Source organism: Candidatus Thioglobus sp. NP1, from assembly GCF_003326015.1.
Lineage (GTDB): Bacteria > Pseudomonadota > Gammaproteobacteria > PS1 > Pseudothioglobaceae > Pseudothioglobus > Pseudothioglobus singularis_A.
Genome location: NZ_CP023860.1, coordinates 282,403 through 305,937, shown reverse-complemented (window position 1 = coordinate 305,937; position 23,535 = coordinate 282,403). Strand labels below are relative to the sequence as shown.

At 37.2% G+C, this 23,535-nt stretch carries 26 protein-coding genes and 1 tRNA gene; 14 read left to right on the top strand and 13 right to left on the bottom strand.

What is annotated here, in order from left to right; genetic code table 11:
* Positions 1-9 precede the first annotated feature (9 nt).
* Genes CRN91_RS01590 through CRN91_RS01580 form a run of 3 tightly spaced genes read left to right on the top strand, consistent with a single transcriptional unit; the run spans position 10 to position 2,939 of the window.
* The gene (locus CRN91_RS01590) at positions 10-465 is read left to right on the top strand and encodes an OsmC family protein (protein WP_114114709.1); all 456 of its coding nucleotides are present in this window, start codon (positions 10-12) and stop codon (positions 463-465) included.
* A gap of 33 nt (positions 466-498) precedes the next feature.
* On the top strand, positions 499-1,317 hold the full coding sequence (locus CRN91_RS01585; protein ID WP_114114708.1) for an enoyl-CoA hydratase: 819 nt from the start codon (positions 499-501) through the stop codon (positions 1,315-1,317).
* Between the two features lie 2 nt (positions 1,318-1,319).
* On the top strand, positions 1,320-2,939 hold the full coding sequence (locus CRN91_RS01580) for an acyl-CoA synthetase (protein WP_114114707.1): 1,620 nt from the start codon (positions 1,320-1,322) through the stop codon (positions 2,937-2,939).
* Between the two features lie 30 nt (positions 2,940-2,969).
* Here CRN91_RS01580 and CRN91_RS01575 read toward each other — a convergent pair whose 3' ends face one another.
* From CRN91_RS01575 to coxB, 9 genes are all read right to left on the bottom strand, one after another.
* Positions 2,970-3,884 carry a pseudouridine-5'-phosphate glycosidase gene (locus tag CRN91_RS01575; RefSeq protein WP_114114706.1) on the bottom strand — a complete coding sequence of 305 codons (915 nt, stop codon included), beginning with the start codon at positions 3,882-3,884 and terminating at the stop codon, positions 2,970-2,972.
* Positions 3,885-4,976 (bottom strand): PfkB family carbohydrate kinase, encoded by a 1,092-nt coding sequence (locus CRN91_RS01570; RefSeq protein WP_114114705.1) that lies wholly within the window; start codon positions 4,974-4,976, stop codon positions 3,885-3,887. It abuts the gene before it with no gap.
* Between the two features lie 106 nt (positions 4,977-5,082).
* Positions 5,083-5,158, bottom strand: a tRNA-Thr gene (locus CRN91_RS01565).
* 63 nt (positions 5,159-5,221) lie between these two features.
* Entirely contained in the window at positions 5,222-5,920 is a 699-nt protein-coding gene (locus tag CRN91_RS01560; RefSeq protein WP_114114704.1) for an SURF1 family protein, read from the bottom strand.
* Positions 5,920-6,138, bottom strand: coding sequence for a DUF2909 domain-containing protein (locus CRN91_RS01555; protein ID WP_114114703.1), 219 nt, complete (start codon positions 6,136-6,138; stop codon positions 5,920-5,922). The genes CRN91_RS01560 and CRN91_RS01555 overlap by 1 nt, the downstream gene beginning before the upstream one ends.
* A 42-nt stretch (positions 6,139-6,180) precedes the next feature.
* Complete coding sequence (locus tag CRN91_RS01550; protein ID WP_114114702.1) at positions 6,181-7,059, bottom strand: cytochrome c oxidase subunit 3; 879 nt, start codon at positions 7,057-7,059, stop codon at positions 6,181-6,183.
* 13 nt (positions 7,060-7,072) lie between these two features.
* Positions 7,073-7,597: a cytochrome c oxidase assembly protein gene (locus CRN91_RS01545; RefSeq protein ID WP_114114701.1), complete on the bottom strand. Its 525-nt coding sequence runs from the start codon at positions 7,595-7,597 to the stop codon at positions 7,073-7,075.
* A gap of 99 nt (positions 7,598-7,696) precedes the next feature.
* Positions 7,697-9,310 (bottom strand): cytochrome c oxidase subunit I, encoded by a 1,614-nt coding sequence (gene ctaD / locus CRN91_RS01540; protein WP_114114700.1) that lies wholly within the window; start codon positions 9,308-9,310, stop codon positions 7,697-7,699.
* Positions 9,311-9,325: 15 nt separating this feature from the next.
* On the bottom strand, positions 9,326-10,447 hold the full coding sequence (gene coxB, locus CRN91_RS01535) for a cytochrome c oxidase subunit II (RefSeq protein ID WP_114114699.1): 1,122 nt from the start codon (positions 10,445-10,447) through the stop codon (positions 9,326-9,328).
* A gap of 325 nt (positions 10,448-10,772) precedes the next feature.
* Here coxB and CRN91_RS01530 point away from each other — a divergent pair, with 325 nt between their 5' ends.
* Positions 10,773-11,741, top strand: a complete 969-nt coding sequence (locus CRN91_RS01530; protein ID WP_114114698.1) for a COX15/CtaA family protein — start codon at positions 10,773-10,775, stop codon at positions 11,739-11,741.
* 5 nt (positions 11,742-11,746) lie between these two features.
* The gene (locus CRN91_RS01525; RefSeq protein ID WP_114114697.1) at positions 11,747-12,409 is read left to right on the top strand and encodes an SCO family protein; all 663 of its coding nucleotides are present in this window, start codon (positions 11,747-11,749) and stop codon (positions 12,407-12,409) included.
* Here CRN91_RS01525 and CRN91_RS01520 read toward each other — a convergent pair.
* Genes CRN91_RS01520 through hisF form a run of 4 tightly spaced genes read right to left on the bottom strand, consistent with a single transcriptional unit; the run spans position 12,404 to position 14,864 of the window.
* Positions 12,404-12,595: a DUF2970 domain-containing protein gene (locus CRN91_RS01520; RefSeq protein ID WP_114114696.1), complete on the bottom strand. Its 192-nt coding sequence runs from the start codon at positions 12,593-12,595 to the stop codon at positions 12,404-12,406. The two genes, CRN91_RS01525 and CRN91_RS01520, sit on opposite strands and share 6 nt — an antisense overlap.
* 2 nt (positions 12,596-12,597) lie before the next feature.
* Positions 12,598-13,494 carry a heme o synthase gene (gene cyoE, locus CRN91_RS01515; protein WP_114114695.1) on the bottom strand — a complete coding sequence of 299 codons (897 nt, stop codon included), beginning with the start codon at positions 13,492-13,494 and terminating at the stop codon, positions 12,598-12,600.
* Positions 13,494-14,030, bottom strand: a complete 537-nt coding sequence (locus tag CRN91_RS01510) for a redox-active disulfide-containing membrane protein (RefSeq protein WP_114114694.1) — start codon at positions 14,028-14,030, stop codon at positions 13,494-13,496. Before CRN91_RS01510 ends, cyoE begins: the two co-directional genes overlap by 1 nt.
* A gap of 60 nt (positions 14,031-14,090) precedes the next feature.
* Positions 14,091-14,864, bottom strand: a complete 774-nt coding sequence (gene hisF, locus CRN91_RS01505) for an imidazole glycerol phosphate synthase subunit HisF (RefSeq protein ID WP_114114693.1) — start codon at positions 14,862-14,864, stop codon at positions 14,091-14,093.
* 144 nt (positions 14,865-15,008) lie between these two features.
* On the opposite strand from hisF, the gene uppS reads away from it, so the two are divergent.
* The 9 genes from uppS to mutY all read left to right on the top strand — a co-directional run bounded on the left by uppS (position 15,009) and on the right by mutY (position 23,520).
* Positions 15,009-15,728 (top strand): polyprenyl diphosphate synthase, encoded by a 720-nt coding sequence (uppS, locus tag CRN91_RS01500; protein ID WP_114114692.1) that lies wholly within the window; start codon positions 15,009-15,011, stop codon positions 15,726-15,728.
* Positions 15,728-16,534 carry a phosphatidate cytidylyltransferase gene (locus tag CRN91_RS01495; protein ID WP_114114691.1) on the top strand — a complete coding sequence of 269 codons (807 nt, stop codon included), beginning with the start codon at positions 15,728-15,730 and terminating at the stop codon, positions 16,532-16,534. The genes uppS and CRN91_RS01495 overlap by 1 nt, the downstream gene beginning before the upstream one ends.
* Positions 16,531-17,682 carry a 1-deoxy-D-xylulose-5-phosphate reductoisomerase gene (gene dxr / locus CRN91_RS01490; protein WP_114114690.1) on the top strand — a complete coding sequence of 384 codons (1,152 nt, stop codon included), beginning with the start codon at positions 16,531-16,533 and terminating at the stop codon, positions 17,680-17,682. The genes CRN91_RS01495 and dxr overlap by 4 nt, the downstream gene beginning before the upstream one ends.
* A gap of 31 nt (positions 17,683-17,713) precedes the next feature.
* Complete coding sequence (locus CRN91_RS01485; protein ID WP_114116045.1) at positions 17,714-18,826, top strand: M23 family metallopeptidase; 1,113 nt, start codon at positions 17,714-17,716, stop codon at positions 18,824-18,826.
* Positions 18,827-18,901: 75 nt separating this feature from the next.
* Positions 18,902-19,777: a phosphoribosylaminoimidazolesuccinocarboxamide synthase gene (locus CRN91_RS01480; RefSeq protein ID WP_114114689.1), complete on the top strand. Its 876-nt coding sequence runs from the start codon at positions 18,902-18,904 to the stop codon at positions 19,775-19,777.
* A complete protein-coding gene (locus tag CRN91_RS01475) occupies positions 19,768-20,580 on the top strand; it encodes a DUF2797 domain-containing protein (protein ID WP_114114688.1) in 813 nt (270 codons plus the stop codon). Before CRN91_RS01480 ends, CRN91_RS01475 begins: the two co-directional genes overlap by 10 nt.
* A 21-nt stretch (positions 20,581-20,601) precedes the next feature.
* Complete coding sequence (locus CRN91_RS01470; RefSeq protein ID WP_114114687.1) at positions 20,602-21,438, top strand: ATPase; 837 nt, start codon at positions 20,602-20,604, stop codon at positions 21,436-21,438.
* 1 nt (position 21,439) lies between these two features.
* Positions 21,440-22,498 (top strand): homoserine O-succinyltransferase MetA, encoded by a 1,059-nt coding sequence (locus CRN91_RS01465; protein WP_114114686.1) that lies wholly within the window; start codon positions 21,440-21,442, stop codon positions 22,496-22,498.
* Positions 22,495-23,520 (top strand): A/G-specific adenine glycosylase, encoded by a 1,026-nt coding sequence (gene mutY, locus CRN91_RS01460; RefSeq protein ID WP_114114685.1) that lies wholly within the window; start codon positions 22,495-22,497, stop codon positions 23,518-23,520. Before CRN91_RS01465 ends, mutY begins: the two co-directional genes overlap by 4 nt.
* The last annotated feature ends 15 nt before the right edge of the window (positions 23,521-23,535 follow it).

Here is a 23,535-nt window from a genome sequence, read left to right as displayed (position 1 = left end):
AGGAAATTAATGTCAGAATTATCTGTTCAAATTAGTTGGAGTAGGAAAGAGGCAAGCCTTATGCCTGACAATTTTTCTAGTGAGCATGAAGTAACCTTCAACGAGTCTTTCAAGATCAAATCTGACACTGCTCCTGATTGGGGTGGTAATGCAAATAATACTAATCCAGAACAGGCCCTGGCGGCATCTTTAAGCAGTTGCCATATGATGACATTTTTAGCATTAGCGGCAAAAACTAAATGGCCAGTTTGCGATTACCAAGATCATGCAGTTGCCTATTTAGGAAAAAATCAAAAAGGGCAGATGAGTGTTAATCGTATTGATCTCAACCCAATAGTTACCTTTGATGCTGGCTTTGAAGTTAATAAAGAAAGCCTAGATAAAATGCAGGACCGAGCACATCGGTATTGTTTTATTGCAAACTCACTAGATGAAAATGTAGAGGTCAATATTAATAAAGAATAAATTTTAGAACTCGATTGCTTTGGAGCTGAAGCTATGAACAATACTAATAACCCTACCCAACATGATTTATTAACTCAAAAACTTTCTGAAGATGGCATATTACGCCTAACACTAAATGATGAAAAACGCCGCAATGCTCTTTCTGAAGAGATGATGGCTGCCCTTTCAGAATCATTAAATCAAGCCTCAACAAATGATGCTGTTCGAGTAATAATTCTGGCGGCTATTGGGCCTGCATTTTGTTCTGGTCATGATTTAAAACAGATGTCTGCTAGACGCAATAGTGAAGACAATGGTCGTCAATATTTCACAGAAGTATTTGTAAAATGTTCCTCACTTATGAAATCTATTACTTGCAACTCCAAACCCATAATAGCTGAAGTTTCAGGTGTTGCTGCCGCTGCTGGTTGTCAGTTAGTTGCAAGTTGTGACTTAGCGATTGCTTCAGAATCTGCTCGCTTTATAACTCCTGGTGTAAATATTGGGCTTTTCTGCTCAACACCTATGGTTGCTCTTTCAAGAAATATCTCTAATAAAGCTGCAATGGAGATGTTGCTAACCGGTGAGATGGTGAGTGCAAAAAAAGCTGAACATATTGGTCTAATTAATCAGGCTGTTAAGGATATTGATTTAACAGAAAGTACAATGAATATGGCTAAGGTTATTGCTTCTAAATCAAGTATGACATTGAAAACTGGTAAGCAGGCTTTCTACAAACAAAAAGAAATGTCATTAGAAGCTGCGTACGACTATACATCATCAATAATGGTTGAGAACATGTTAAAGTTAGACGCCCAAGAAGGTATAGGTGCCTTTATAGAAAAACGTCAGCCTAAATGGCAAGATAAGTAATAATGTCCAATCCCTATAATACTGATCTAGATAGAAATTCTGCTAATTACCAGCCCCTAACTCCACTAACCTTTTTAGAGAGAGCAGCATCTGTATTTCCTAAGCATACAGCGATAATCCATGGCTCTATTAAACGGAATTATGATGAATTTTATCGTCGTTCACGTCAACTAGCCTCTGCACTTTCAAACAATGGTATTACTAGGGGAGATACTGTATCAGTAATGCTGGCAAATACTCCTGCAATGCTTGAATCGCATTATGGAGTGCCCATGTGTGGTGCTGTATTACACAGCCTTAATACTCGTCTTGATCCAGCAGTAATATCCTACCAACTTGATCATGCTGATAGCAAGGTATTAATTTTTGATCGCGAATATATTGATGTTATCAAATCTGCACTTAAGCTCTCGAAAGTAAGCCCTATACTTATTGATTATAACGATAGTGAATTTCTAATAAGTCAAGAATTTCCCAATGCAACAGAGTATGAATCCTTTTTATCTTCAGGGTCTGCTCAATTTGAATGGCTCATGCCTGAAGACGAATGGGATGCTATTTCATTAAATTATACTTCTGGTACAACTGGCAATCCAAAGGGCGTTGTCTCTCATCATCGTGGTGCTTATCTTTTGGCACAAGGCAATGCTATGATTGCCTCAATAAATAAGCATTCAGTCTATCTCTGGACTTTACCTATGTTTCACTGCAATGGTTGGTGTTTTCCATGGACGATGTCAGCTATCATTGGCACTCATGTTTGTTTGAGACAAGTTCGAGTTGAGCCAATCTGGAAGGCCCTTACTGACCATAATGTCACGCACTTATGTGGTGCACCAATTGTAATGTCAACTATTCTTTCCTTGGGTAAAGAACAAAGACAAGTACTTATAAATAAAGTAGAGTTCTTTACTGCAGCAGCACCTCCACCAGAAAATATTCTTAGTCAAATGAAAGCCTCAGGTTTTAATGTTACCCACTTGTATGGCCTTTCCGAAACTTATGGACCTGCAGTAGTTAACGAGTGGAATCAAGAATGGAATAAGCTTGATGAAGGAGCTCAAGCATCACTAAAAGCCCGTCAAGGCGTTCGTTATTTACCATTGGAGTCATTAGATATTATGAATCCAGAAACAATGGAGCCTGTGCCTCATGATGGCAAGACAATAGGTGAGGTTATGTTTAGGGGAAATGTAGTAATGAAGGGATACCTAAAAAATAAAGGGGCATCTGAAGAGGCTTTTGCTGGGGGCTGGTTTCACTCTGGTGATTTAGGGGTAATTCATAATGATGGCTATATCCAGCTTAAAGATCGATCTAAAGACATCATTATTTCTGGTGGTGAAAATATATCGTCTATTGAAATTGAAGAGGTTTTATATAAACATCCTGCTGTTGGTGCCGTTGCAGTAGTGGGAATGCCAAGCGAAAAATGGGGGGAGACTCCATGTGCTTTTGTTCAATTTAACTTAAATAATACTGCGTCCAAGGAAGAGTTGACGCAATGGTGCAGAGACAATATGGCGGCTTTTAAAATACCCAGTAAGTTTATTTTTGAAGATATACCTAAAACATCGACTGGCAAGGTGCAGAAATTTATTTTACGAAAACGCTTCTTATAAAAAATATTTAGTCAAAATTATAAAGCTCCTTTAACTTTCATAATTAGAAGCGATTTTTGCCGCTAAAGCTGCATTATTTTTTATGAGTTTCATATTTGCCTCTAAACTCTCCCCATGGGTTAATTCATTTACTTTTGATAATAGGTAGGGTGTTATATCTTTGCCAATTATATTTTCTGAGTCGGCCTGAGTAATTGCCTCATTTATTGCCTTATTCATAATATCTAAAGTAAGTTCAAACTCCTGTGGTATTGGGATAGTTACAAGAACACCACCATCAATTGAAAGATCCCATTTAGTTTTTAATATTTGAGCGATATCAGCTGCTGAGTCGATACGATAGTCTACTTTAAATCCAGATTTTGTAGAGTAAAAAGCTGGCAAATCTGAAGTTTTATAACCTATTACTGGAACACCTATAGTTTCTAAATACTCAAGAGTCAGGCCAATATCCAGTATTGCTTTTGCTCCAGCACATACGACACATACATTAGTTTTGGAGAGTTCTTCAAGATCTGCAGATACATCAAGAGTATTTTCTGCACCTCGATGAACCCCACCAATCCCTCCAGTGGCAAAAACTGCTATTTTTGCTAAACTTGCAATAATCATTGTTGAGGCTACCGTCGTTGAGCCTGATGTTTTTTGCGCAACTGCAACAGCAAGATCTCTTCTTGAGACTTTTTGAACTTCATCATTAGTTGCCAAAAAATCAATTTCATTCCTAGTGAGACCAACCTTTATCCTTCCTTTAATTATGGCGATAGTTGCTGGAATTGCATCATTAGCTCTCACAGTTTCCTCTACCATAATTGCAGTTTCTATATTTTTAGGATAGGGCATTCCATGTGAAATAATCGTAGACTCTAGAGCAACGATTGGCAGTTTTTTCTTTATAGCATGTAAAATCTCTGGGCTAATATCTATGTAGTTATCTAGCTTCATTTAAGCTTCCTTTAATATAAGTTTCATGTTTCTTAGAGATAAATCACTACTAATTGTATTTTTACTTTTTAATGCAATTGCTGCGGCAGCAGAAGCGTATCTTGCAGTTTTCTTAATACTATCTAATTTTAAAAAGCCATAGACTAGGCCGGCCACAAAAGCGTCGCCTGCTCCATTTGCACTATTGACTTTAATATTTTTTTGATAATACTTTCCATGCTCCTTGCCATCATAATAAAAAACACCATCTTTTCCTAAAGTAATAAATATTTGTTTACATCCCCGACTAAATATTTCTTTTGCAACCTTAAGCATGCTTTTCTCATCATTTATTTTAATACCAGTAATAAGTTCAGCCTCTAATTTATTAGGTTTTACCGTATGAAATTTACCGATAATATCAACTATTTTTGAGGCCTTAGAAATCGATACTGGATCTAAGAATAATGGCAAATGACTGAACTCATCTGTAATATATTTAATTACATCAACTGGAATATTTGTGTCAATTACAATAACTGAACTTTGATTGAGCACATTACTAAAACTTTTTATATCTTCAATACTCATTTCATTGATAATTCGCATATCTGATATTGAAACTAACATATCTTTATTATCATCAAGAATAGAAAGATATTGACTTGTTGGAAGTGTTGGATGTTTTTTAATATAGGAGGTGTCAACTCCTGCTCTTTGCGTCTCATTAATTAAAAAATCTCCTAAAGAGTCTATACCAACATAAGAAAATATTTTTGAGGTTACTGAAATTCGTGATAAGTTTTCTGCAATATTTCTGCCTACCCCTCCAGTTGACATTGAAATCTCTCCAGGGTTTGAGTCATTTATAGCCAGCTTATTATCTGACGAACCTTGGAGATCAATATTTGCACCACCAATAATAGAGACGAATTCTTCAGTGTCAGTTATATATCCTCTTCCTTTGATAAGTTTTTTATTAACCATATTTGAAATATGCACACCCACAGAGGAGCGTGTAATACCTAACTTTTCAGAAAGCTGATCTTGACTTATCATGGGATTTGAGTTGATTAGTCTTAGTAACTCTGCTTCCCTTTTAGTAGTCCTCATATAAATAAATATTTATTAAATAAACTTATCTTTATTATACTTATTATTTAAAAAACATTTAGCGAAAAAAAAGAGGTCATAAGACCTCTTTAATTTATATACATTGTGGTGCCGAAGGCCGGACTCGAACTGGCGACCTACTGATTACAAATCAGTTGCACTACCAACTGTGCTACTTCGGCTTAGTGGGAAATTATACATTAAACATTTTTTTTTCAGCAAGGATTTAGATTATCAAAACTTGATTATTTTTTCCGCTGTTTTAAGCCTAATCTTATTCCTATAATTGCCAATACAAACGCCATTAAAAACCATTGAACCGCATACCCTATGTGTTTTTCAATACTTCCCGTGTATGGCTCCCATTTTCTAACAAAACCATTAGCAGCATCTGCGTCTAATAAGCCTATTACATTTGAAAAATCAATAGCTGCTAACTCACTCATTTCCTCAATATCAATTACCTGAAGTAGTATTGGAAATTCAGACTTTACTTCACTTGACTTGAGCTCCATACGTTTAATTGGTTTTGAGATTTGAACCTTGACTTCTTGAGAGACTTGGCCTATTGATATATCTGCTAGTTGATCCCTTCTTCCATTCCAAGGTACAAACCCTCTGTTGATTAGTATAGTTTTAAAGTCACTACTAAGAACAAATGGTGTCAGCACGTAGTATCCAGAAATCTGATCCACAATCTGGTTATCATAAATAAATTGCTTATTATTTATGAACTTTCCTTTAAGCCTGACTTCATAATACTCTTTATCCTTAAGAAGTTCTTCTGTGGCAATAAGCTCAACACTTCCCGTATTAGCTTTTTGTATTGAGACTTCTATTGCCCGTTTTTGGTCTGCTCGATCAAGCTGCCAAAACCCTAGTGAAACTAAAAAGGCGATGGTACAACAAATAAGAAATGCAGGAACTAAAAAGCGCAGGCTCATTACTGAGTAGGTAAAAGATTGAAGTTGTTAGGCTCTATCCATCCAAATTGGCTTGCAACTAATAAAAAGATAAACAAGAAAACTGACAGGATAATCCTTACTCTCAGGGCCTTAAACATTTTATCTGATCCAGCCTTTCCACCTTTTAAGAGACCGATAACGGCTGAGCCCAAAAAGAAAAAGATCAGCACAAGTATAGCTATGACAAATAAACTCATAATTTTCCTAATTTATTAGCAAAAGAAAATGCTTACTAGTATTTATATCCAATATACGAAAATGAATAGTCCTAACCAAACAACATCTACAAAGTGCCAGTACCAAGCCACGCCTTCAAAGGCGAAATGGTTTTCTAAGTTAAAATGACCTTTTTGAATACGGTAAAGTATCACTGTTAACATAATCACACCAATTGTTACATGGAAGCCATGAAACCCAGTTAATAAGTAAAACGTCGAGCCATAAATGCCTGATGTTAACTTTAACCCATCATGATAGGCATGCCCATACTCAGTAATTTGAAAACCTAGGAAAACAACACCTAATGCAATTGTTGCTAGCATCCATGCCATCAATGCATCCCTATGTCCTGCTCTTAGAGCATGATGAGCGTAAGTTAGAGTAACGCCGGAAGTAAGAAGAAGCCCAGTATTAAGAGCTGGAAGTCCCCATGTATTGACTAGCTTGAAGTTTGTTGAAAAGGCAACACCATTTTGCCCAACATCTCCAGGAGTCGTTAATAGCGGCCACGACGCCTTAAAGCCCTCCCATAGTTGTGGTGTATAGATATTATTATATTCTCCACCCAACCAAGGAACGCTTAGAACTCTTGCATATAAGAGAGCGCCAAAAAATGCTGCAAAAAACATTACCTCAGAAAAAATAAACCAACTCATTCCCCATCTAAATGACCTGTCAACCTGTGAATTGTACATCCCAGAAACACTTTCAGTTACAACAGTTCCAAGCCATCCGAACATCATAAATGCAGTTATTGCAAAACCAAGAACCATGACTGGCCAACCCCAACTCACATCATGCATCTGGTTGGCAAAACCAATGAATAGCGTTGAAATTCCTATTGACCCAATAATTGGCCAGTAGGTACCATGAGGGACATAATATTTTTCATTACTCATTTTTTTCCTCTCTTTAACTATCTAACTTGTAAAAATTATACGACAAACTAACATCTTTAATTCGCTCATCCATTTCAGGCTCTACAACAAACCGAAGCGTCATCTCGACTTCTTCATTAGGCTTGAACTCTTGCCTTATAAAACAAAAACACTCAAGCTTTTTAAAGTGCAGTGCTGCATCAGTTGGCGCCACACTTGGTATGGCCTGGCCATAAATTAACTTGTCTGTCGTATTTTTTGCGATATAACTTGTAGTGTAAAACTTTCCAGGCACTACTTCCATAGAGCTTACCTTTGGTGCAAACTGTACTGGAAAACCAGGGCTAGTTGCCGAGAAAAAACTCACGCCAACAAGTCGCTCATCATCTACAACATATGCCTTTTCTGTTTCTACTCTTCCAGTCTTTCCATTAAAACCAGTTATGTCACACAACACCTCATAAAGAGGAGGAAGGACAAATAAAGCGAAAAGGAGAACTAATATAGGTGCTGAGACTAGCGTTATCCAAAACCTTTTTGTAATTTTTTTTCTTTCCATATTAGCTTTTAAGCAGAATAGTTATTGCATAAACTCCTATTGCTAATGCCCCAATTAATAAGGCTGTTTTGCTAGCACCATTGCTTTTCTTATCTGCCATTAGCTATGCTGCGACTCAGCCAAGATTTCAGCTCTTGTTGGTGGCTCTTCAAAGCTATGATATGGCGCAGGAGAAGGCAAAGTCCACTCAAGCCCTTTAGCGCTTGCCCATGGTCTTGATTCTGCTGGCTTACCATTTCGTATGCAATTAACAATAATATAAGTAAAGAAAATAAATGAGAGTCCAAATGAGAAAGATCCCAGTGACGATATATAGTTAAAGTCAGCAAACTGAAGCGCATAGTCCGGAATACGACGAGGCATCCCTGCGAGGCCTAAAAAGTGCTGAGGAAAAAATGTTACGTTAACTGAAATCAGCGCCCACCAAAAATGTATTTTGGCAAGTCTTTCGTTATACATCTTGCCCGTCCACCTAGGAAGCCAATAAAATACAGCAGCAATAATTCCCCATAATGCTCCTGTTACAAGAACATAGTGGAAGTGTGCAACAACAAAATAAGTATCGTGATACTGAATATCTGCTGGTGCTATTCCAAGCATAAGGCCTGAGAATCCACCAATAGTAAATAAGAAAACAAATGAAAGCGCCCAAAGCATAGGAGTCTCAAAAGTCATAGATCCTTTCCACATAGTAGCTACCCAGTTAAAAACTTTCACTCCAGTTGGAACAGCAATTAACATGGTTGCATACATAAAGTATAGCTCTCCTGCAACTGGCATTCCAGTTAAGAACATATGATGTGCCCAAACAATATATGATAAGAAAGCAATTGATGCAGTTGCATAAACCATTGAGGTATAACCAAACAAAGGTTTACGAGCAAATGTTGGAATGATATGAGAGATAATTCCAAAGGCTGGCAAGATCATAATGTACACCTCAGGATGTCCAAAGAACCAAAAAATATGCTGAAACATTACTGGATCACCACCACCAGTTGCATCAAAGAATGCTGTACCAAAATTTCGATCAGTCAACATCATAGTCACTGCACCTGCTAATACTGGCATTGCTCCAATTAATAAAAATGAAGTAATTAACCATGTCCAAACAAATAAAGGCATGTCCATTAATCTCATTTCAGGCGCCTTCATGTTAAGAACAGTTGCAATAATATTGATCGCACCCATAATTGATGAAAAGCCTAATAAGTGGATCGCAAAAATAAAAAAGTCTGTTGAATCAGGGGCAAAAGCAGTTGATAGTGGTGCGTAGAATGTCCAGCCAAAAGCGGGGGCTCCACCTTCCATAAAAAATGTACTTAGAAGGATTGTTCCTGCAAAAGGCAATATCCAAAAGCTCCAGTTATTCATTCTAGGAAGTGCCATATCAGGCGCTCCAACCATCATAGGAATAAGCCAATTGGCAAGCCCAACAAAGGCAGGCATAATAGCCCCAAAAACCATAATTAGGCCATGCATCGTTGTCAACTGATTATAAAACTGTGGCTCAAATAATTGAAGTCCAGGCTGTAATAATTCTGATCGAATACCCATTGCAAAAGCGCCACCAACAAGAAGCATTGCAAAAGAAAACCACAAATATAATGTTCCAATATCTTTATGATTAGTTGTTTTGACCCATCTTAAAAGCCCTTTTTCTGGGCCATGATGATGATGGTCGTGTGCTGCTGCCGTTGTAGTTGAGCTCATGTGTTTCTCCTTAAATTAACGTGCAGATGTAACATCTGATGGTTGAACAACTGTTCCATTATTTTCAAAAGATCTTCTCTCGTAGGTAATTACTGCTGCTATATCTGAGTCACTTAACATTCTAAATGCGGGCATTCCTCCCATTCCATTAAGAACAAGATCAATCTGATATGCTGCTGGGCCATTAGTTACTTCTGATCCAATCATTGCAGGAAAGACTCCAGGGATACCAGTACCATCTTTCTGATGACAGCCTGAACAGTTTGCGTTATAGACGGTCTCTCCTTTGGCAACAAGATCTGCCTCAGTCCAAACCTGAGTTGCGCTGGCAAGCTCAGCAACTTTTTCAGCCTGCATGGTTTCAACCCACTTTGCATAATCCTCTTTAGAAACAACGTCAACAACAATAGGCATAAAGCCATGGCCTTTTCCACATAACTCTGCGCACTGGCCCTCATATCTTCCAATTTTATTAGGCTTTGCCCATGCGTCATTAATAAATCCTGGATTTGCATCTTGCTTGACCGCAAACGCAGGCACCCACCAATTGTGAATAACATCAGCTGATGTTATTAAAAAACGAACTGTAGTATCAACTGGCAGAACAACATGTCTATCGACAGAACGAAGATAAGTGCTCTCTGCATGAACAGCTTCACGCTCTTCAGGCGTTCCGTTGATTACATCCATTGACGATTGTGCTAGATTAGATACAAAACTTATCCCCTCTTCAGGATAATCATATTGCCACTTCCACCTTATTCCAGTTACCTTTATAGTCATATCAGCCTTTTCCAAAACCTCAATATCTATAAGTGTCTTGGACGCAGGAATTGCCATTGCAATTAAAATTAAAACAGGTATTCCAGTCCAAATAAATTCAACAGTTGTGCTTTCATGAAAATTAGCCGCCTTAGCTCCTTTTGATTTTCTGTGAGCAATAATTGAATAAAACATTGCTCCGAAAACAACAACACCGATTGCAACACAAACCCAAAAAACCATCATGTGCAAGCCCCAGATATCTCTACTGATATCTGTAATTCCTTTAGTCATATTTAGTGTGTATTCTGCAAACACAGACTTCGAGCTTAGGAGTCCAATAAATGTGACAGCAAGGTTAAACAATAATTTCATAGATTCTCCGAATTTAATCTTTGTTTAGCTATATTAGGAATAGCATATATAGTTATTAAAAATGCAATTTCAAGTTCAATTAAAAAATGCAATTAAATGATACCTGTTTATCTTCTTTTTACCAAGTAATAATTCACCTTTATTATCAATATTAGTTGAACTATTTTCATCTCTGCCTTGAAAATAAAAAAACTTGGGGTCTTTCAATTGAAATTAGTCATAAACACCCTATATACTTTTCAAACACTAGCAGAAATTAGTTCAATATTTTTCCAATAACTGGCTTGCTTCATTAAAATATATGGCTGCTTAAATAAGGATAATTATGTATACAAAGACTCTTAATCTTTCAATAATTCTAGCACTTATAGTTGTCATACTTGGGGCTTATGCTCGTCTTGCAGATGCTGGCTTAGGCTGCCCTGACTGGCCAGGATGTTACGGACAATTGCTTGTGCCCGATGTGGTATCAAGCGAATATGAAAGGCCACTGGATATAGCAAAAGCCTGGAAAGAAATGGTACACAGATATGCCGCCTCAACGCTTGGATTGGCGATAATTGTAATATTCATATTTGCTGCTCTTGGTAAAACTGAAAGGGCTCAATCTATCAGAGTCCCGGCAGCTCTGCTTTTGCTTGTGGGTTTTCAGGGTGCTCTTGGAATGTGGACAGTAACTGAACTGGTGCACCCAGGAATTGTTACGATGCACTTATTAGGGGGCTTCTCTACAACAACCCTAATATTCTGGCTTTTATTAAATCAACGTAAGCCAATCCAACTTAATCAAGATATCTCAAAACGAGATAAAATAATTCTAGTTGTTGTAACCGTGCTTCTTGCATTTCAAATTTTTCTTGGAGGCTGGACTAGCACAAACTATGCCGCGCTATCTTGTGGTGAATATTTTCCTAGCTGCCTTGATCAAATGTGGCCAGATAATATGGACTTTGAAAACGCCTTTTATTGGGGACCACTGGGGATTGATTACGAATTTGGCGTTTTAGAAAATCCTGCTAGAAGTGCAATTCAGATGGTTCATAGAGTTGGAGCATTAGTTATTACAGGTGCATTAATTGGACTTGCTTTTGCATATAAAAATTATACGATGCTAAGAAATAATATTTTTATTATCTTGCTTCTTTTATCTATCCAGGTGGGCCTAGGTATTATTAATGTCGTTATGTCACTGCCAATGTTTGCTGCTATTATGCATAATGCAGTAGCCTTAGGACTTTTACTAAGCCTAATTAGCCTGACTCATAAAGTATTTAAAAATCATAAGACTGCTTAATAATTATGAATAAATCGATTCTACTATCGGCTTTCTTTTTGATTTTTTTTGTACTTACAGCCTCGATTTATTTTGGCGGGCAACCAAACATTAATGAATTAAAAAAATCTGTTGCGCCAACCGCCTCTCTTTATCCAGAGGCAAAATCACTATCAGGTAAGCTTAATTTCATTAATGATAAGTCAGAAGATGTGCATTTGTCTGAGTTAACTAAAGATAAATGGGCCCTATTATATTTTGGTTACACTTCGTGTCCAGATATATGCCCAATAGACCTCTCAAAAATTAATCTCACATATCAAATGATGGATAATAAAAACAAGCTTCAAGTTGTATTTGTTTCTGTTGATCCTACTAGAGATATTGGTAAGCTAGATAATTTTGCTAATGCCTTTAACTCATCTTTTGTTGGTTTAACTGCTCAACAGGATAAGCTTGTTTCTATAAGTAAAGCCCTTGGTGTTTATCATGAGGTTGTAGCATCACAGAAATTAGCAAAAGAAGATCACACCTCTCATGATGACCACTCTCATTCTCACTATGACATTGATCATACTGGCAGCTATTTACTCTTTAACCCTAAACTTGAGTTGACCGCTCTGTTGACTAGCCCGCATGAGCCGGCGCCAATGGCAAAAGCTATAGATAAGATTATTGAAGCTTTATGATAGAACCAGCCTCACTGCAAAAAGTATAGACCCAATAAATAATATTGTCATTACAAGCCCAACGAGGATGTAGAGCCACGGGCCACTCTTCTCTACAGCATCGAAATCCTTGGCTAGGTTTTTCTTTTTGCCAACACCAATCATTGCTGATGCAACACCTCGAAGCACTTGAAAAAAATAACGCATCTTTAAATGGAAACTCTAAAAGTCATTAACAGATAATGATCAAGCAATAAACCTATAAATAGAACCATTAAATAGTTAATTGAATATTTAAATGTCTTAAAGGCTATTTGAGGATTCTCCGGCTCCATAAAAATTTTAATAGAGTATCCTAAAAAAAGAGCACCAAGAGTCGTGGCACAGATCAAATATATAACTCCACTCATGCCAGTTAGATATGGAAGAAGCGTAACAAGAAATAAAAGAACTGTATATAAAAGGATCTGTATTCTTGTAAACTCCAATCCATGAGTTACAGGCAGCATAGGGACTTCAGCTTTTTTATACTCTTCGCTCCTATGGATTGCTAAGGCCCAAAAATGTGGCGGCGTCCATATAAAGACTATTAAAAAAAGCAATAGTGCATACTCAATCCCTTGGGAGCCCGCAATAGAGGTCCAGCCTAGCACTGGAGGGGCAGCACCTGCAGCACCACCAATAACTATATTTTGTGGGGTTGCTCGCTTCAAATACATTGTATAAAAAACTGCATATCCAATAAGCGATAGGAATGTTAGAACAGCTGTTAGCATATTAACAAAAATCAAAAGAAGGGCTATTCCAATAACCCCTAGAAATAGGCCCCAAATTAGTGCTTGCTGTCGTGTTACTTTGCCTTGTGGTAATGGCCGAAGATCTGTTCGAGACATCTGTACGTCAATTTTTTCATCAACAATATGGTTAAACACTGCTGCTGACATTGCTGCCAGGGAAATTCCTGCTGATGCCATAACTATAAGAAATAGATTTGGCACATAAGGGACCGCCAAAAGCATGCCAACAACTGCAGTTAGAAGAATTAATGAAACAACCTTAAGCTTACAAAGGCCAAGAAGATCAGAGATAGCTGGAATGTTTTTCATCAGCCTATTCTTGAATACTTAAGTAAGCGCTTTAGGTCTTTTAATACAAACTTAATATTAATATCTTGGGGTTTATAGTAAAGCATAAAGTTACCAATAGGGTCAATGATGTATATTGCATTTTCAGGAAACTTACTAAGACTATCGGAAAGTTTTGTACTTGTAATTTTTGCTTTAACAAGACTTGTATCGTTATTGCTTGGACTGGAACCATCTTGGACAATAAGCATTCTTTGAATTCTTCGCATATCCATATTAATGAGGGTTCGAATTGTTTTTATATCAGCAACTGCCTTTTCACAGACCAAGTCACAGCTTTTTGATACATAGGCAATTGTCCATATACCATTAAAAGTTGCGTCGCCCTCAATAGCAATATCAGCTTGCTCAGTAACTATTACTGGGCGAACTAGCTCACCATAATTGACTGTACTATCACTAAAATAACTTGGGTTTAAATAAAAAAATAAAGTTCCAAGTCCTATGGGCAAGATAAATATTGACAATAATGCCCAAAATTCTTTTTTAATAGTCATAAGAATCCAAGAATTTAAAACTGGACAATGATACGCTGTTGATAGTCAAAACTCAATACGCTATAGTCTCACTTCTATGCCATTATCTTGCATTGATTTTTTTGCCTCTGCGACTGTAAATTCTCCAAAATGAAAAATGCTTGCCGCCAGAACTGCATCTGCACCTCCATCAATAATTCCCTCTGAAAGATGTTCTAGCTTCCCAACCCCACCAGAGGCAATTACTGGGACTCTAACTGCACTTGAAACGGCTTTCATAAGCTTAATATCAAAACCATCTTTTGTCCCATCTCTATCCATAGAGGTCATCAATACCTCTCCAGCACCATTTTCACCACTTGTCATTTTGATAGCCCATTCAACAGCATCAATGCCTGTTGGTTTTCTTCCACCATGTGTAAATATCTCCCATCTAGGGGGGTATTTAGAGACTTGCTTGGCATCAATAGCAATAACAATACATTGAGATCCAAAAGTTGCACAGAGCTCGTTCACAAGCTCTGGATTAGAAATTGCTGCTGAATTAACAGCTACTTTGTCTGCACCAGCTTTTAACATTAACCTAACATCTTTAGCTTCTCGAATACCGCCCCCAACTGTTAAGGGGATAAATACCTTTTCAGCAATCTTTTCAACCATCTCCACTGTTGTATTACGGCCCTCATGTGAGGCAGTAATATCAAGAAAAGTTATTTCATCAGCGCCCTCATAATCATACCTAATAGCCACCTCTACTGGATCTCCAGCATCTTTAATATCTATAAATTTAATACCTTTTACAACTCTGCCATCTCTGACATCAAGGCAAGGAATAATTCTTTTAGCTAAGCTCATAATGAGATTTTACCGCATAAACTTATTATTATTATTTTACTAATTGCCCCATTTAAGGAGGGACTAAAAGGGGAGTCACTTTACATCAGGCTTGTGATTGTGCTATGGGTATAATTGCCCTATTTATTTTATTAAAAGTTCTTTATGAGCCTAAAAGCTTTACCAAATCATATAGCTATCATTATGGATGGTAACGGACGATGGGCAAAATCACGACACCTTCCTCGGTCCAAAGGCCACCAAAGAGGGGTACAGACTGTGAGAAAAATTGTTAAGCACTGTGGAAAGTTAGGCATTAGCTCCCTGACTCTTTTTGCTTTTAGTAGTGAGAATATGAAACGCCCAACTGAGGAGGTTGGATTATTATTTAAACTTTTTTTAACAGTTTTAAAAAATGAAACAAAAAAACTCAAGGAAAATAATGTTAAGCTCAAAATTATTGGTGATCTTAGCGTTTTTACCCCTGAAATTCAACTGCTAGCTAAAGCTGCTGAGGATCAACTTCAAGACAATGATGGTCTTACACTTGTTATTGCTGCAAACTATGGGGGGCAGTGGGATATTACCAATGCTGCAAAAAAAATTGCCTCAAAAGTGGCAGCAAATGAACTCGATCCAGAACAAATAAACACAAGTTCTTTTCATGATCACACATCACTAGCAGGACTTCCTCCGGTTGACCTTCTTATTCGCACAAGTGGAGAAGTAAGAATAAGTAACTTTTTATTATGGGATATTGCATATAGTGAGCTATACTTTTGTGACACATTATGGCCAGACTTTAATGAAAAAGAACTTGACCTTGCAATCGAATCGTTTAGCTCACGAGAACGTCGCTATGGAGAGAGAAGGGGTGAAAAATAATGCTACTCCTAAGGGTTATTACTGCTTCTATTTTTGCCCCACTTGTAATTTTTTCTGTAGTAGCTCTCGAAAAATTGGGCTTTTCTCTTGCACTTGCAATAATTTTTATAATTGCCTTATGGGAGTTCTCCACACTAGCTAAACTTAAAAGTTTAACCGCAAAAGTTGCGTATATTTTTGCAATTATTGGTATTACTTTTTTTCTTATAAACAAGACATTAGCACTTCTGCCAATCTTAATTGCCTCGTTTGCTTGGTGGCTTATTGCTCTTTACTGGATAGTTGTATTTCCCAGAAGTTCAAACCATATTAATAAAAATCTTTTTGTAATTTTGATAAATGGATTGTTTCTCTTCACCCCAGCAGCCTTATCATTAATAGCACTTCATATGAATAACAATTATCTAGTGTTGCTTCTTTTTGGCCTTATATGGGCAGCAGACGTTGGGGCTTACTTTGCTGGCAAAGCCATTGGAAAGATAAAGCTATCGCCCAACGTTAGTCCTAAAAAAACAGTTGAAGGTTTGGCCGGAGGGATTATTCTTTCCCTCATTGTTGCAGGTACCTATGTATTTGTTTCATTAGGTAATCCATCAATAAGTGATTATTTAACTTATGGTGTTTTGTCAATAATTATTTCACTTGCATCAGTTATTGGCGATTTATTTGAAAGTGTATTAAAAAGACTAGCAAATGTTAAAGATAGTGGGCGGCTTTTGCCTGGACATGGAGGTATACTAGATAGGATTGATAGCCTTACTTGTGCTGCACCAATTTTCTTTCTTTTCTTCACGTATATATTATGAAAAATATTTCTATACTGGGAGCTACGGGATCAATTGGTTTAAGCACTCTTAATGTAATTTCATCTAACCCTGATAAATATAAAGTATTTGCTCTTAGTGCAAAATCTAATTGGGAAAAAATGCTGTCACTTTGTACAGAATTTAAACCATCATATGCTGTTATGGTTGATCCTGATGCAGCTGCAGAATTACAAAAACTTGCTCCAGAGGGAGTTGAGGTGCTTTCGGGTATAAGCGCTCAAAACTTTATAGCGTCTCATAAAAATACAGACTATGTGATGGCTGCAATTGTTGGAAGTGCAGGCCTCGCCTCTACATTTTCAGCAGTTACTGCTGGCAAAAGAGTAATGCTAGCAAATAAAGAATCTTTAGTTTTAGCTGGAAGCTTATTGATAAATGCCGCCAAGAAATATGGCGCTCAACTCATACCTGTAGACTCAGAACACAGTGCAATATTTCAATGCCTTCAAGCTGGAACAAGTGGACTTAAAAAGGTTCAACTTACAGCCTCAGGAGGGCCCTTTCTTAATAAAAAATTGCATAGCCTTGGTAAGGTTACTCCAGAGCAAGCATGTGCTCATCCTAACTGGAAAATGGGAAAAAAAATTTCAGTTGACTCTGCAACTATGATGAATAAGGGTCTTGAGGTTATTGAGGCCCACTTTTTGTTTGGTCTTCCTGCGCAACATATAGAGGTAGTTATTCACCCGCAAAGTATTGTCCATTCGTTTGCATATTTTACTGATGGAAGTGTTTTATCTCAGCTGGGGCTGCCCGATATGAGGAGTGCAATATCTTATGCTCTATCTTTTCCAGAAAGACACCCTTCTGGAGTTGAGGACCTTGATCTTACTAAGCAAAATGATCTTGAATTTATAGCGCCTGATATGCAAAAATTTAAATGTCTAGAGCTTGCCTATAGTTCGCTAAAAAATGGCGATAGCAGTCCTGCAACTTTAAACGCTGCCAATGAAATTGCGGTTGAGGCATTTTTAGAAAATAGAATTGGCTTTCTTGATATTAGTAGTACTATAGAAAAAACACTTCTAGAGGCTCCGATAAGAGTCCTTGACACACTCGACAGTGTTATGGAAAATGACCGTCTTTCTCGTCAAGTAGCAAACTCTGTTATTGAATCTAGTGCTTAAGAATAAAACCTTCATTTTATGCAAGCCTTTTTTGCTTGCATTTTTTTTAATTTTCTCGCTAATAGCCTCCCCATCTCATGCAAATGGGAAGCATGATTTTATTTTTGAAGTATCAAGTGGTGATGCGTTTTATAAATTTTTCTATAAAACAGGTCTGTCTGCAAAACTTCTTACAAAACTAATAGCTTCAGATAAAAGCGCTCAAAATTTAAACAAAATATACCCTGGTGATAAATTTAGAATAATTCTTAATGATAAACATGGCTTAGAGCAAATTATATTTAGTCCTGTAAACTCAAGCCCCCTTTATATCAGCTATGAAAATAACAAATTTCGCTTTAATAATGAAAATAATCAGCCTAAAGGTCGATTATCACACAAAACTATAATAATTGATAAATCGCTAAATTATGACGCCAAGAAAGCGGGCATAGACGCTGAGATTGTTAAATTAATGGTGGATAATTTTTCATGGGAGATTGACTTTAGCAGAGACCTAAGAAAAGGTGATAAGTTTATTTTATCTTGGGATGGCGAGAAAAAGCCACATGCAATGATTTATGTAAATAACAAAAAAATAATTGCTCTTTTTGGTTATAAAAACAACTTAGGACAAAAAATATACTACACAGCAGAAGGTTATACTTTAAATGATTCGTTCACTTTTGCACCAGTTAAATATAGTCGTATTAGCTCAAGATTTACTCTGCGTCGCTTACATCCAACACTTAAAGTTTATAGGCCTCACAGAGGAACTGATTTTGTGGCTCCTTCAGGCACCCCCATCTATGCGCCCGCAAAAGGAGTAATTAAATATACAAAAACGTTAAATGGCTATGGTAATGTGATCTACTTAAAACACGGGTCTGAACTTTTAACTGTCTATGCTCATCTATCTAATTTTGCTAAGGGCCTTAAGCCTGGAAAAAGAATTTCAAAAGGGGCGCTAATTGGATATGTTGGAAGTACTGGCGCATCAACTGGGCCTCATCTCCACTATGAAATACGAATCAATGGCGTTCATCAAGATGCTGAAAAAGTCAAGCTTCCCAGCAAGCTATTAGTGCCTAAAAGCGAGATGGCTGAGTTTCAATCTCAAGCAAAAGATACTCTTATAAGTCTTGGCATAAAACCTCGCTTTTAAAGTTAGCTTTTTAACAAGGCCCCATTAGCACAACATTCGATTAAAATTATAACTTTATATGGTTTTAGGAGGGCTATGTCGTCTCTAATGAAGGCCAAGCTAAGCTTGCCACTCCTTCATCGTGGAAAAGTTAGAGATATTTTTGATATCGATGAAAAACATATGCTTATAGTTACAACTGATAGGCTCTCGGCTTTTGATGTTGTTTTTGATGAGCCTATTCCAGAAAAAGGAAAAATTCTTACCTCCATTGCTAATTACTGGTTTAAAAAAACCAATCATATTATTCAAAACCACCTTACAGAAATCAACGTTAATGAGGTTTTATCTTATAAAGAGTCTGAGCTACTTAAAGATCGAGCAATTGTAGTTAAAAAACTAAAGCCCATTCCAATTGAAGCAGTTGTTCGAGGCTACCTAATAGGCTCTGGTTGGAAAGAATATGCAAATACAGGGGCAGTTTGTGGGATAAGACTGCCAAAGCAAATGAGGCTTGCTGAAAAACTTGACCAGGCTATTTTTACCCCTTCTTCTAAGGCAGACGTTGGAAAACATGATGAAAATATCTCATTTATTGAAACAAAAAATATAGTTGGAGAGGAGCTTGCAACTCAAATAAAAAATACTAGTATTAGGCTCTATGATTTTGCCTCAAAACATTCTATTAAGCGTGGCATTATAATTGCTGACACAAAGTTTGAATTTGGCCTAGACACTGAGGGCCAATTAACCTTAATGGATGAAGTGTTAACTCCTGACTCCTCAAGATTTTGGCCTTTACAGGACCACAAGCCTGGATTAAGCCCAAAAAGCTTTGACAAGCAAATTATTCGAGACTATCTAGAAACCTTAGGCTGGAATAAGGAGCCTCCAGCTCCCATTATTCCTGAATCAATTATGGCTCAAACTGCACAAAAGTATAAAGCCATTCAGTCTAAATTATGCAATTAAATGGCAATATTAAAATGATGGAAACCTCTCTAAATGAGGGTAATGCTTGTTATTATTTGCCAATTGGTGATGCCGCGGTAGACATGAATGCTTTAGTGGGTGAGAGCATTGAGCTTACTTTCAATCAGATTATTAACTGCGTAAATTGTGGCAAAAAAACTAATAAAAGTTACTCACAGGGATACTGTTATCTTTGTGGTGTAAACGAAGGCACAGCTCTTGCAAGATGTGACATGTGCATAATGAAACCTGAAACTTGTCATTATCATCTAGGAACCTGCAGAGAACCAGAGTGGGGGGTGGAAAACTGCTTTCAGCCAACTATAGTTTACCTAGCAAACTCATCTGGAATTAAGGTTGGAATCACTCGTAAAACTAATACTCCTAATAGGTGGATTGATCAAGGTGCGATTTCTGCCTTACCAATTCTTGAGGTTGGTTCTCGCATAAAATCTGGCCAAATTGAGGTCGCTCTAAAATCATTTATTGCAGATAAAACTAATTGGCGTAATATGTTAAAAAATGAAGTTGTAGTTTCAGACCTTAACTCTATGAAATCCTCTTTGTTGCAAAAAGTTACTAACGAAATTAATATGACTGAGGCAATAACTCTGGAAGACGATGTCGTTACTATTAATTACCCTGTGATAAAATACCCAACCAAAGTTGTATCCTTAAACTTTGATAAAACGCCTGTTATCTCTGGGGTTTTAGAAGGAATTAAGGGGCAATATTTATTACTTGATGTTGGTGTTCTTAACATAAGAAAGTTTAGCTCTTACAACCTAACACTTTCAACTTGAGGGTCTAAACTTTATAAAAAAATGGCTATTTCGCGCGAACAATTTAATAGTGAAAAGAATAAGCGTCTAACTCTGCTCGGTATGTCGGGTGTAGGAAAAACACATCTTGCAAAACTTCTTAATAAAGATGGGGGCTGGTTCCACTTTTCTGGCGATTATAGGATAGGAACCGCCCACCTAAAAGATGCCATTATAAACAATGTATCGCTTAAAATGAAAAAAGACCCTTGGCTTAAGCCCCTTTTAGAGAACAACTCTATAAGCATAAATAGTCAAGTTACTTTCGACAATCTAGAACCAATTGCTGCGTTTCTTGGTAAGGTAGGAAATCCAGAAGAAGGTGGTCTTCCTATTGACGAGTTTGTTCATCGACAAAGCCTTTTTTTGGCCGCAGAAAAGAATACTATGCAAGAGGTGCCTGATTTTATTCTTCGGTCTCAAGCTGAAGGTTATGCTCATTTTATAAATGATGCTGGAGGAAGCTTATGTGAGTTAGGAGACAAAAAGCTCTATGCGATGCTTGCAGATAAAACGCTTATTGTTTATATAAAATCAAGCAAAAAGCATGAACAAGCTCTTATTGATAGAGCCAAAAGCCAGCCTAAGCCAGTCTACTACCATCCAGTTTTCTTTGAAACTGCAATAAAGAACTATCTGAAAGACAATAACCTAAGCTATGCTGCTGAAGTTAATCCAGATGCTTTTGTCGGCTGGGTTTTTCCAAGGCTAATAGAAGATAGGCTTGCCAAGTACCAAACAATTGCTGACGAGTATGGCTGTACTATTAAGAGTGATGAGCTTCATGCGTGCAGTTCCGCTAAAGAAGTTATCTCCCTAATTGCAAAAGCCTTGAAATAATATGCCATTAATTGCTCACTCAAACCTGCCCTCATTCGATCGACTTAAACAACAAGGTGAAACAATTCTCTCAAATGATAAAGCTAAGCATCAGGATATTCGGGGGCTACATATTGGGCTGCTAAACATGATGCCAGACGCTGCACTCGAAGCAACTGAGAGACAATTTTTTAGGTTGGTTGGACACTCTAATCAAATATCTCAATTTTATATGCATCCTTTCTCCCTGCCCAGCATTGATAGAGGTGCAGTCGCAAAAGAGCATCTACAAAAGCACTATAAGACCTTTGAGGAAATTAAATCTCATGGCTTAGATGCCCTTATCATAAGTGGTGCCAACGTGACTCAGCCTGATCTCAAGCTTGCCCCATTTTATAAGGAGCTAAAAGAAGTTGTAAATTGGTCTTATGAAAACGTTACTTCAACTTTATGCTCTTGCCTCGCAACGCATGCAGTTTTGGAATTTAAATATGGGCAAAAGCGTCTTCCTGTCGGAAAAAAGCACTGGGGAGTGTTTCCTCATAAAGTCGTTAATAGGACTCATCCACTTGTTAAAGGTGTCAACACTCGGTTTGATGTTCCACACTCAAGATTTAATGAAATATCTATAGATCAATTTGCAGAGGCAGGTGTATCAGTTCTTGCTGAAAGCTCTATTGGCGCTCACTTAGCAGTTAGTGAAGACCTCTTTAGGCTTGTGTTTTTTCAAGGCCATCCTGAATATGATTCTATTAGCCTTCTAAAAGAATATAAACGAGAAATTTCTCTTTTCCTAGAAAATAATAAGCTTGGCTACCCGCCAACTCCATCCAACTACCTTTCTGAACAAAATATAGCAATACTTAATGAATTTCAAACAAAGTTGTTATCTAAGAAAGCCACTTTAAAGGATTTTCCTGAAAGCTTGATTTTAAAGACACTTGATAATACATGGCATGATAGCGCTAATGCAGTAATCAATAATTGGGTTGGTTGTGTATACCAAACAACTAATGAAAATATTACCAAGCCTTTTATGAGTGGCATTGACCCAACTGACCCTCTAAATATTAAGCAGTGACGAAACTGTCTGATGACCTATTAGATTGGTTTAAAAAACATGGTAGAAAAAACCTTCCCTGGCAATCAAGTCCAGTCAATGTTTATCATATTTGGGTTTCTGAAGTTATGCTTCAGCAAACTCAAGTAGCTACAGTTATTGAGTACTTTAAAAGATTTATATTTAATTTCCCAAATATAGCTGCTCTTGCTCAAGCACATGAGGATGATGTTTTGGCATTATGGGCTGGGTTAGGATATTACAGCCGTGCAAGGAATCTACATAAAAGTGCAAATATTATTGTTTCTAAATATGGTGGTGATTTCCCACAAAACTACCCTGAGGTTCTTGCTTTGCCTGGAGTTGGTGATTCAACTGCTGGAGCAATCTTGTCTCTGGCATACAACCAGCCGCTTCCAATTCTTGATGGAAATGTTAAGCGGGTTTTGTCAAGATATCATAGGGTCAATGGGCATTATAGCTCGAGTGATGTTTTAAAAAAATTATGGGCACTTGCAAGTCACCATACGCCTCAAAAGAATACAGCCAAATATACCCAAGCTATTATGGATCTTGGAGCAACTGTTTGCACTCAGAGATCTCCAAGCTGTATCAGCTGTCCAATATGTAAACACTGTGAGGCCTATATAACTGAAACTCAGTTGAACTATCCACACAAAAAATTAAAGAAGGTAAGGCCTGAAAAAACTATAGTATTCTTAATCTATCAGAATGAAAAAAATGAGGTTTACCTAGAGAAAAGGCCTAATAAAGGCATTTGGGGTGGCTTATGGAGCTTTGAAGAGTGCAATGAAAACGACCATGACATTAATGAAGCAATTAAAAATCATAATAAAGACGCAAAGATACTGGCATCATTAACAAGATTTAAACACAGCTTCAGCCATTATCATTTATGGATTAACCCTATTGTTGTGTTTTCTCCTGGAGGTTTAGATGGTTATTACCAAACAAAAAATCTTAGTTTAGGTGTGCCTGCGCCAGTTAAAAAAATAATGATATTGCTTGATTCAATAAACTAAAAACTTTGGCAATGA

Excerpts from the sequence above, each read along its gene's own strand:
- CRN91_RS01580 (WP_114114707.1), top strand. The coding sequence starts at position 1,320 with ATGTCCAATCCCTATAATACTGATCTAGATAGAAATTCTGCTAATTAC.
- CRN91_RS01495 (WP_114114691.1), top strand. The coding sequence starts at position 15,728 with ATGCTACTCCTAAGGGTTATTACTGCTTCTATTTTTGCCCCACTTGTA.
- coxB (WP_114114699.1), bottom strand. The coding sequence starts at position 10,447 with ATGAAATTATTGTTTAACCTTGCTGTCACATTTATTGGACTCCTAAGC.
- CRN91_RS01480 (WP_114114689.1), top strand. The coding sequence starts at position 18,902 with ATGTCGTCTCTAATGAAGGCCAAGCTAAGCTTGCCACTCCTTCATCGT.
- ctaD (WP_114114700.1), bottom strand. The coding sequence starts at position 9,310 with ATGAGCTCAACTACAACGGCAGCAGCACACGACCATCATCATCATGGC.
- CRN91_RS01470 (WP_114114687.1), top strand. The coding sequence starts at position 20,602 with ATGGCTATTTCGCGCGAACAATTTAATAGTGAAAAGAATAAGCGTCTA.
- cyoE (WP_114114695.1), bottom strand. The coding sequence starts at position 13,494 with ATGAAAAACATTCCAGCTATCTCTGATCTTCTTGGCCTTTGTAAGCTT.
- CRN91_RS01560 (WP_114114704.1), bottom strand. The coding sequence starts at position 5,920 with ATGAGCCTGCGCTTTTTAGTTCCTGCATTTCTTATTTGTTGTACCATC.
- CRN91_RS01570 (WP_114114705.1), bottom strand. The coding sequence starts at position 4,976 with ATGAGGACTACTAAAAGGGAAGCAGAGTTACTAAGACTAATCAACTCA.
- CRN91_RS01510 (WP_114114694.1), bottom strand. The coding sequence starts at position 14,030 with ATGACTATTAAAAAAGAATTTTGGGCATTATTGTCAATATTTATCTTG.
- CRN91_RS01550 (WP_114114702.1), bottom strand. The coding sequence starts at position 7,059 with ATGAGTAATGAAAAATATTATGTCCCTCATGGTACCTACTGGCCAATT.
- CRN91_RS01545 (WP_114114701.1), bottom strand. The coding sequence starts at position 7,597 with ATGGAAAGAAAAAAAATTACAAAAAGGTTTTGGATAACGCTAGTCTCA.
- CRN91_RS01525 (WP_114114697.1), top strand. The coding sequence starts at position 11,747 with ATGAATAAATCGATTCTACTATCGGCTTTCTTTTTGATTTTTTTTGTA.
- CRN91_RS01530 (WP_114114698.1), top strand. The coding sequence starts at position 10,773 with ATGTATACAAAGACTCTTAATCTTTCAATAATTCTAGCACTTATAGTT.
- CRN91_RS01465 (WP_114114686.1), top strand. The coding sequence starts at position 21,440 with ATGCCATTAATTGCTCACTCAAACCTGCCCTCATTCGATCGACTTAAA.
- CRN91_RS01520 (WP_114114696.1), bottom strand. The coding sequence starts at position 12,595 with ATGCGTTATTTTTTTCAAGTGCTTCGAGGTGTTGCATCAGCAATGATT.
- CRN91_RS01590 (WP_114114709.1), top strand. The coding sequence starts at position 10 with ATGTCAGAATTATCTGTTCAAATTAGTTGGAGTAGGAAAGAGGCAAGC.
- CRN91_RS01575 (WP_114114706.1), bottom strand. The coding sequence starts at position 3,884 with ATGAAGCTAGATAACTACATAGATATTAGCCCAGAGATTTTACATGCT.
- uppS (WP_114114692.1), top strand. The coding sequence starts at position 15,009 with ATGAGCCTAAAAGCTTTACCAAATCATATAGCTATCATTATGGATGGT.
- CRN91_RS01555 (WP_114114703.1), bottom strand. The coding sequence starts at position 6,138 with ATGAGTTTATTTGTCATAGCTATACTTGTGCTGATCTTTTTCTTTTTG.
- CRN91_RS01475 (WP_114114688.1), top strand. The coding sequence starts at position 19,768 with ATGCAATTAAATGGCAATATTAAAATGATGGAAACCTCTCTAAATGAG.
- dxr (WP_114114690.1), top strand. The coding sequence starts at position 16,531 with ATGAAAAATATTTCTATACTGGGAGCTACGGGATCAATTGGTTTAAGC.
- CRN91_RS01585 (WP_114114708.1), top strand. The coding sequence starts at position 499 with ATGAACAATACTAATAACCCTACCCAACATGATTTATTAACTCAAAAA.
- hisF (WP_114114693.1), bottom strand. The coding sequence starts at position 14,864 with ATGAGCTTAGCTAAAAGAATTATTCCTTGCCTTGATGTCAGAGATGGC.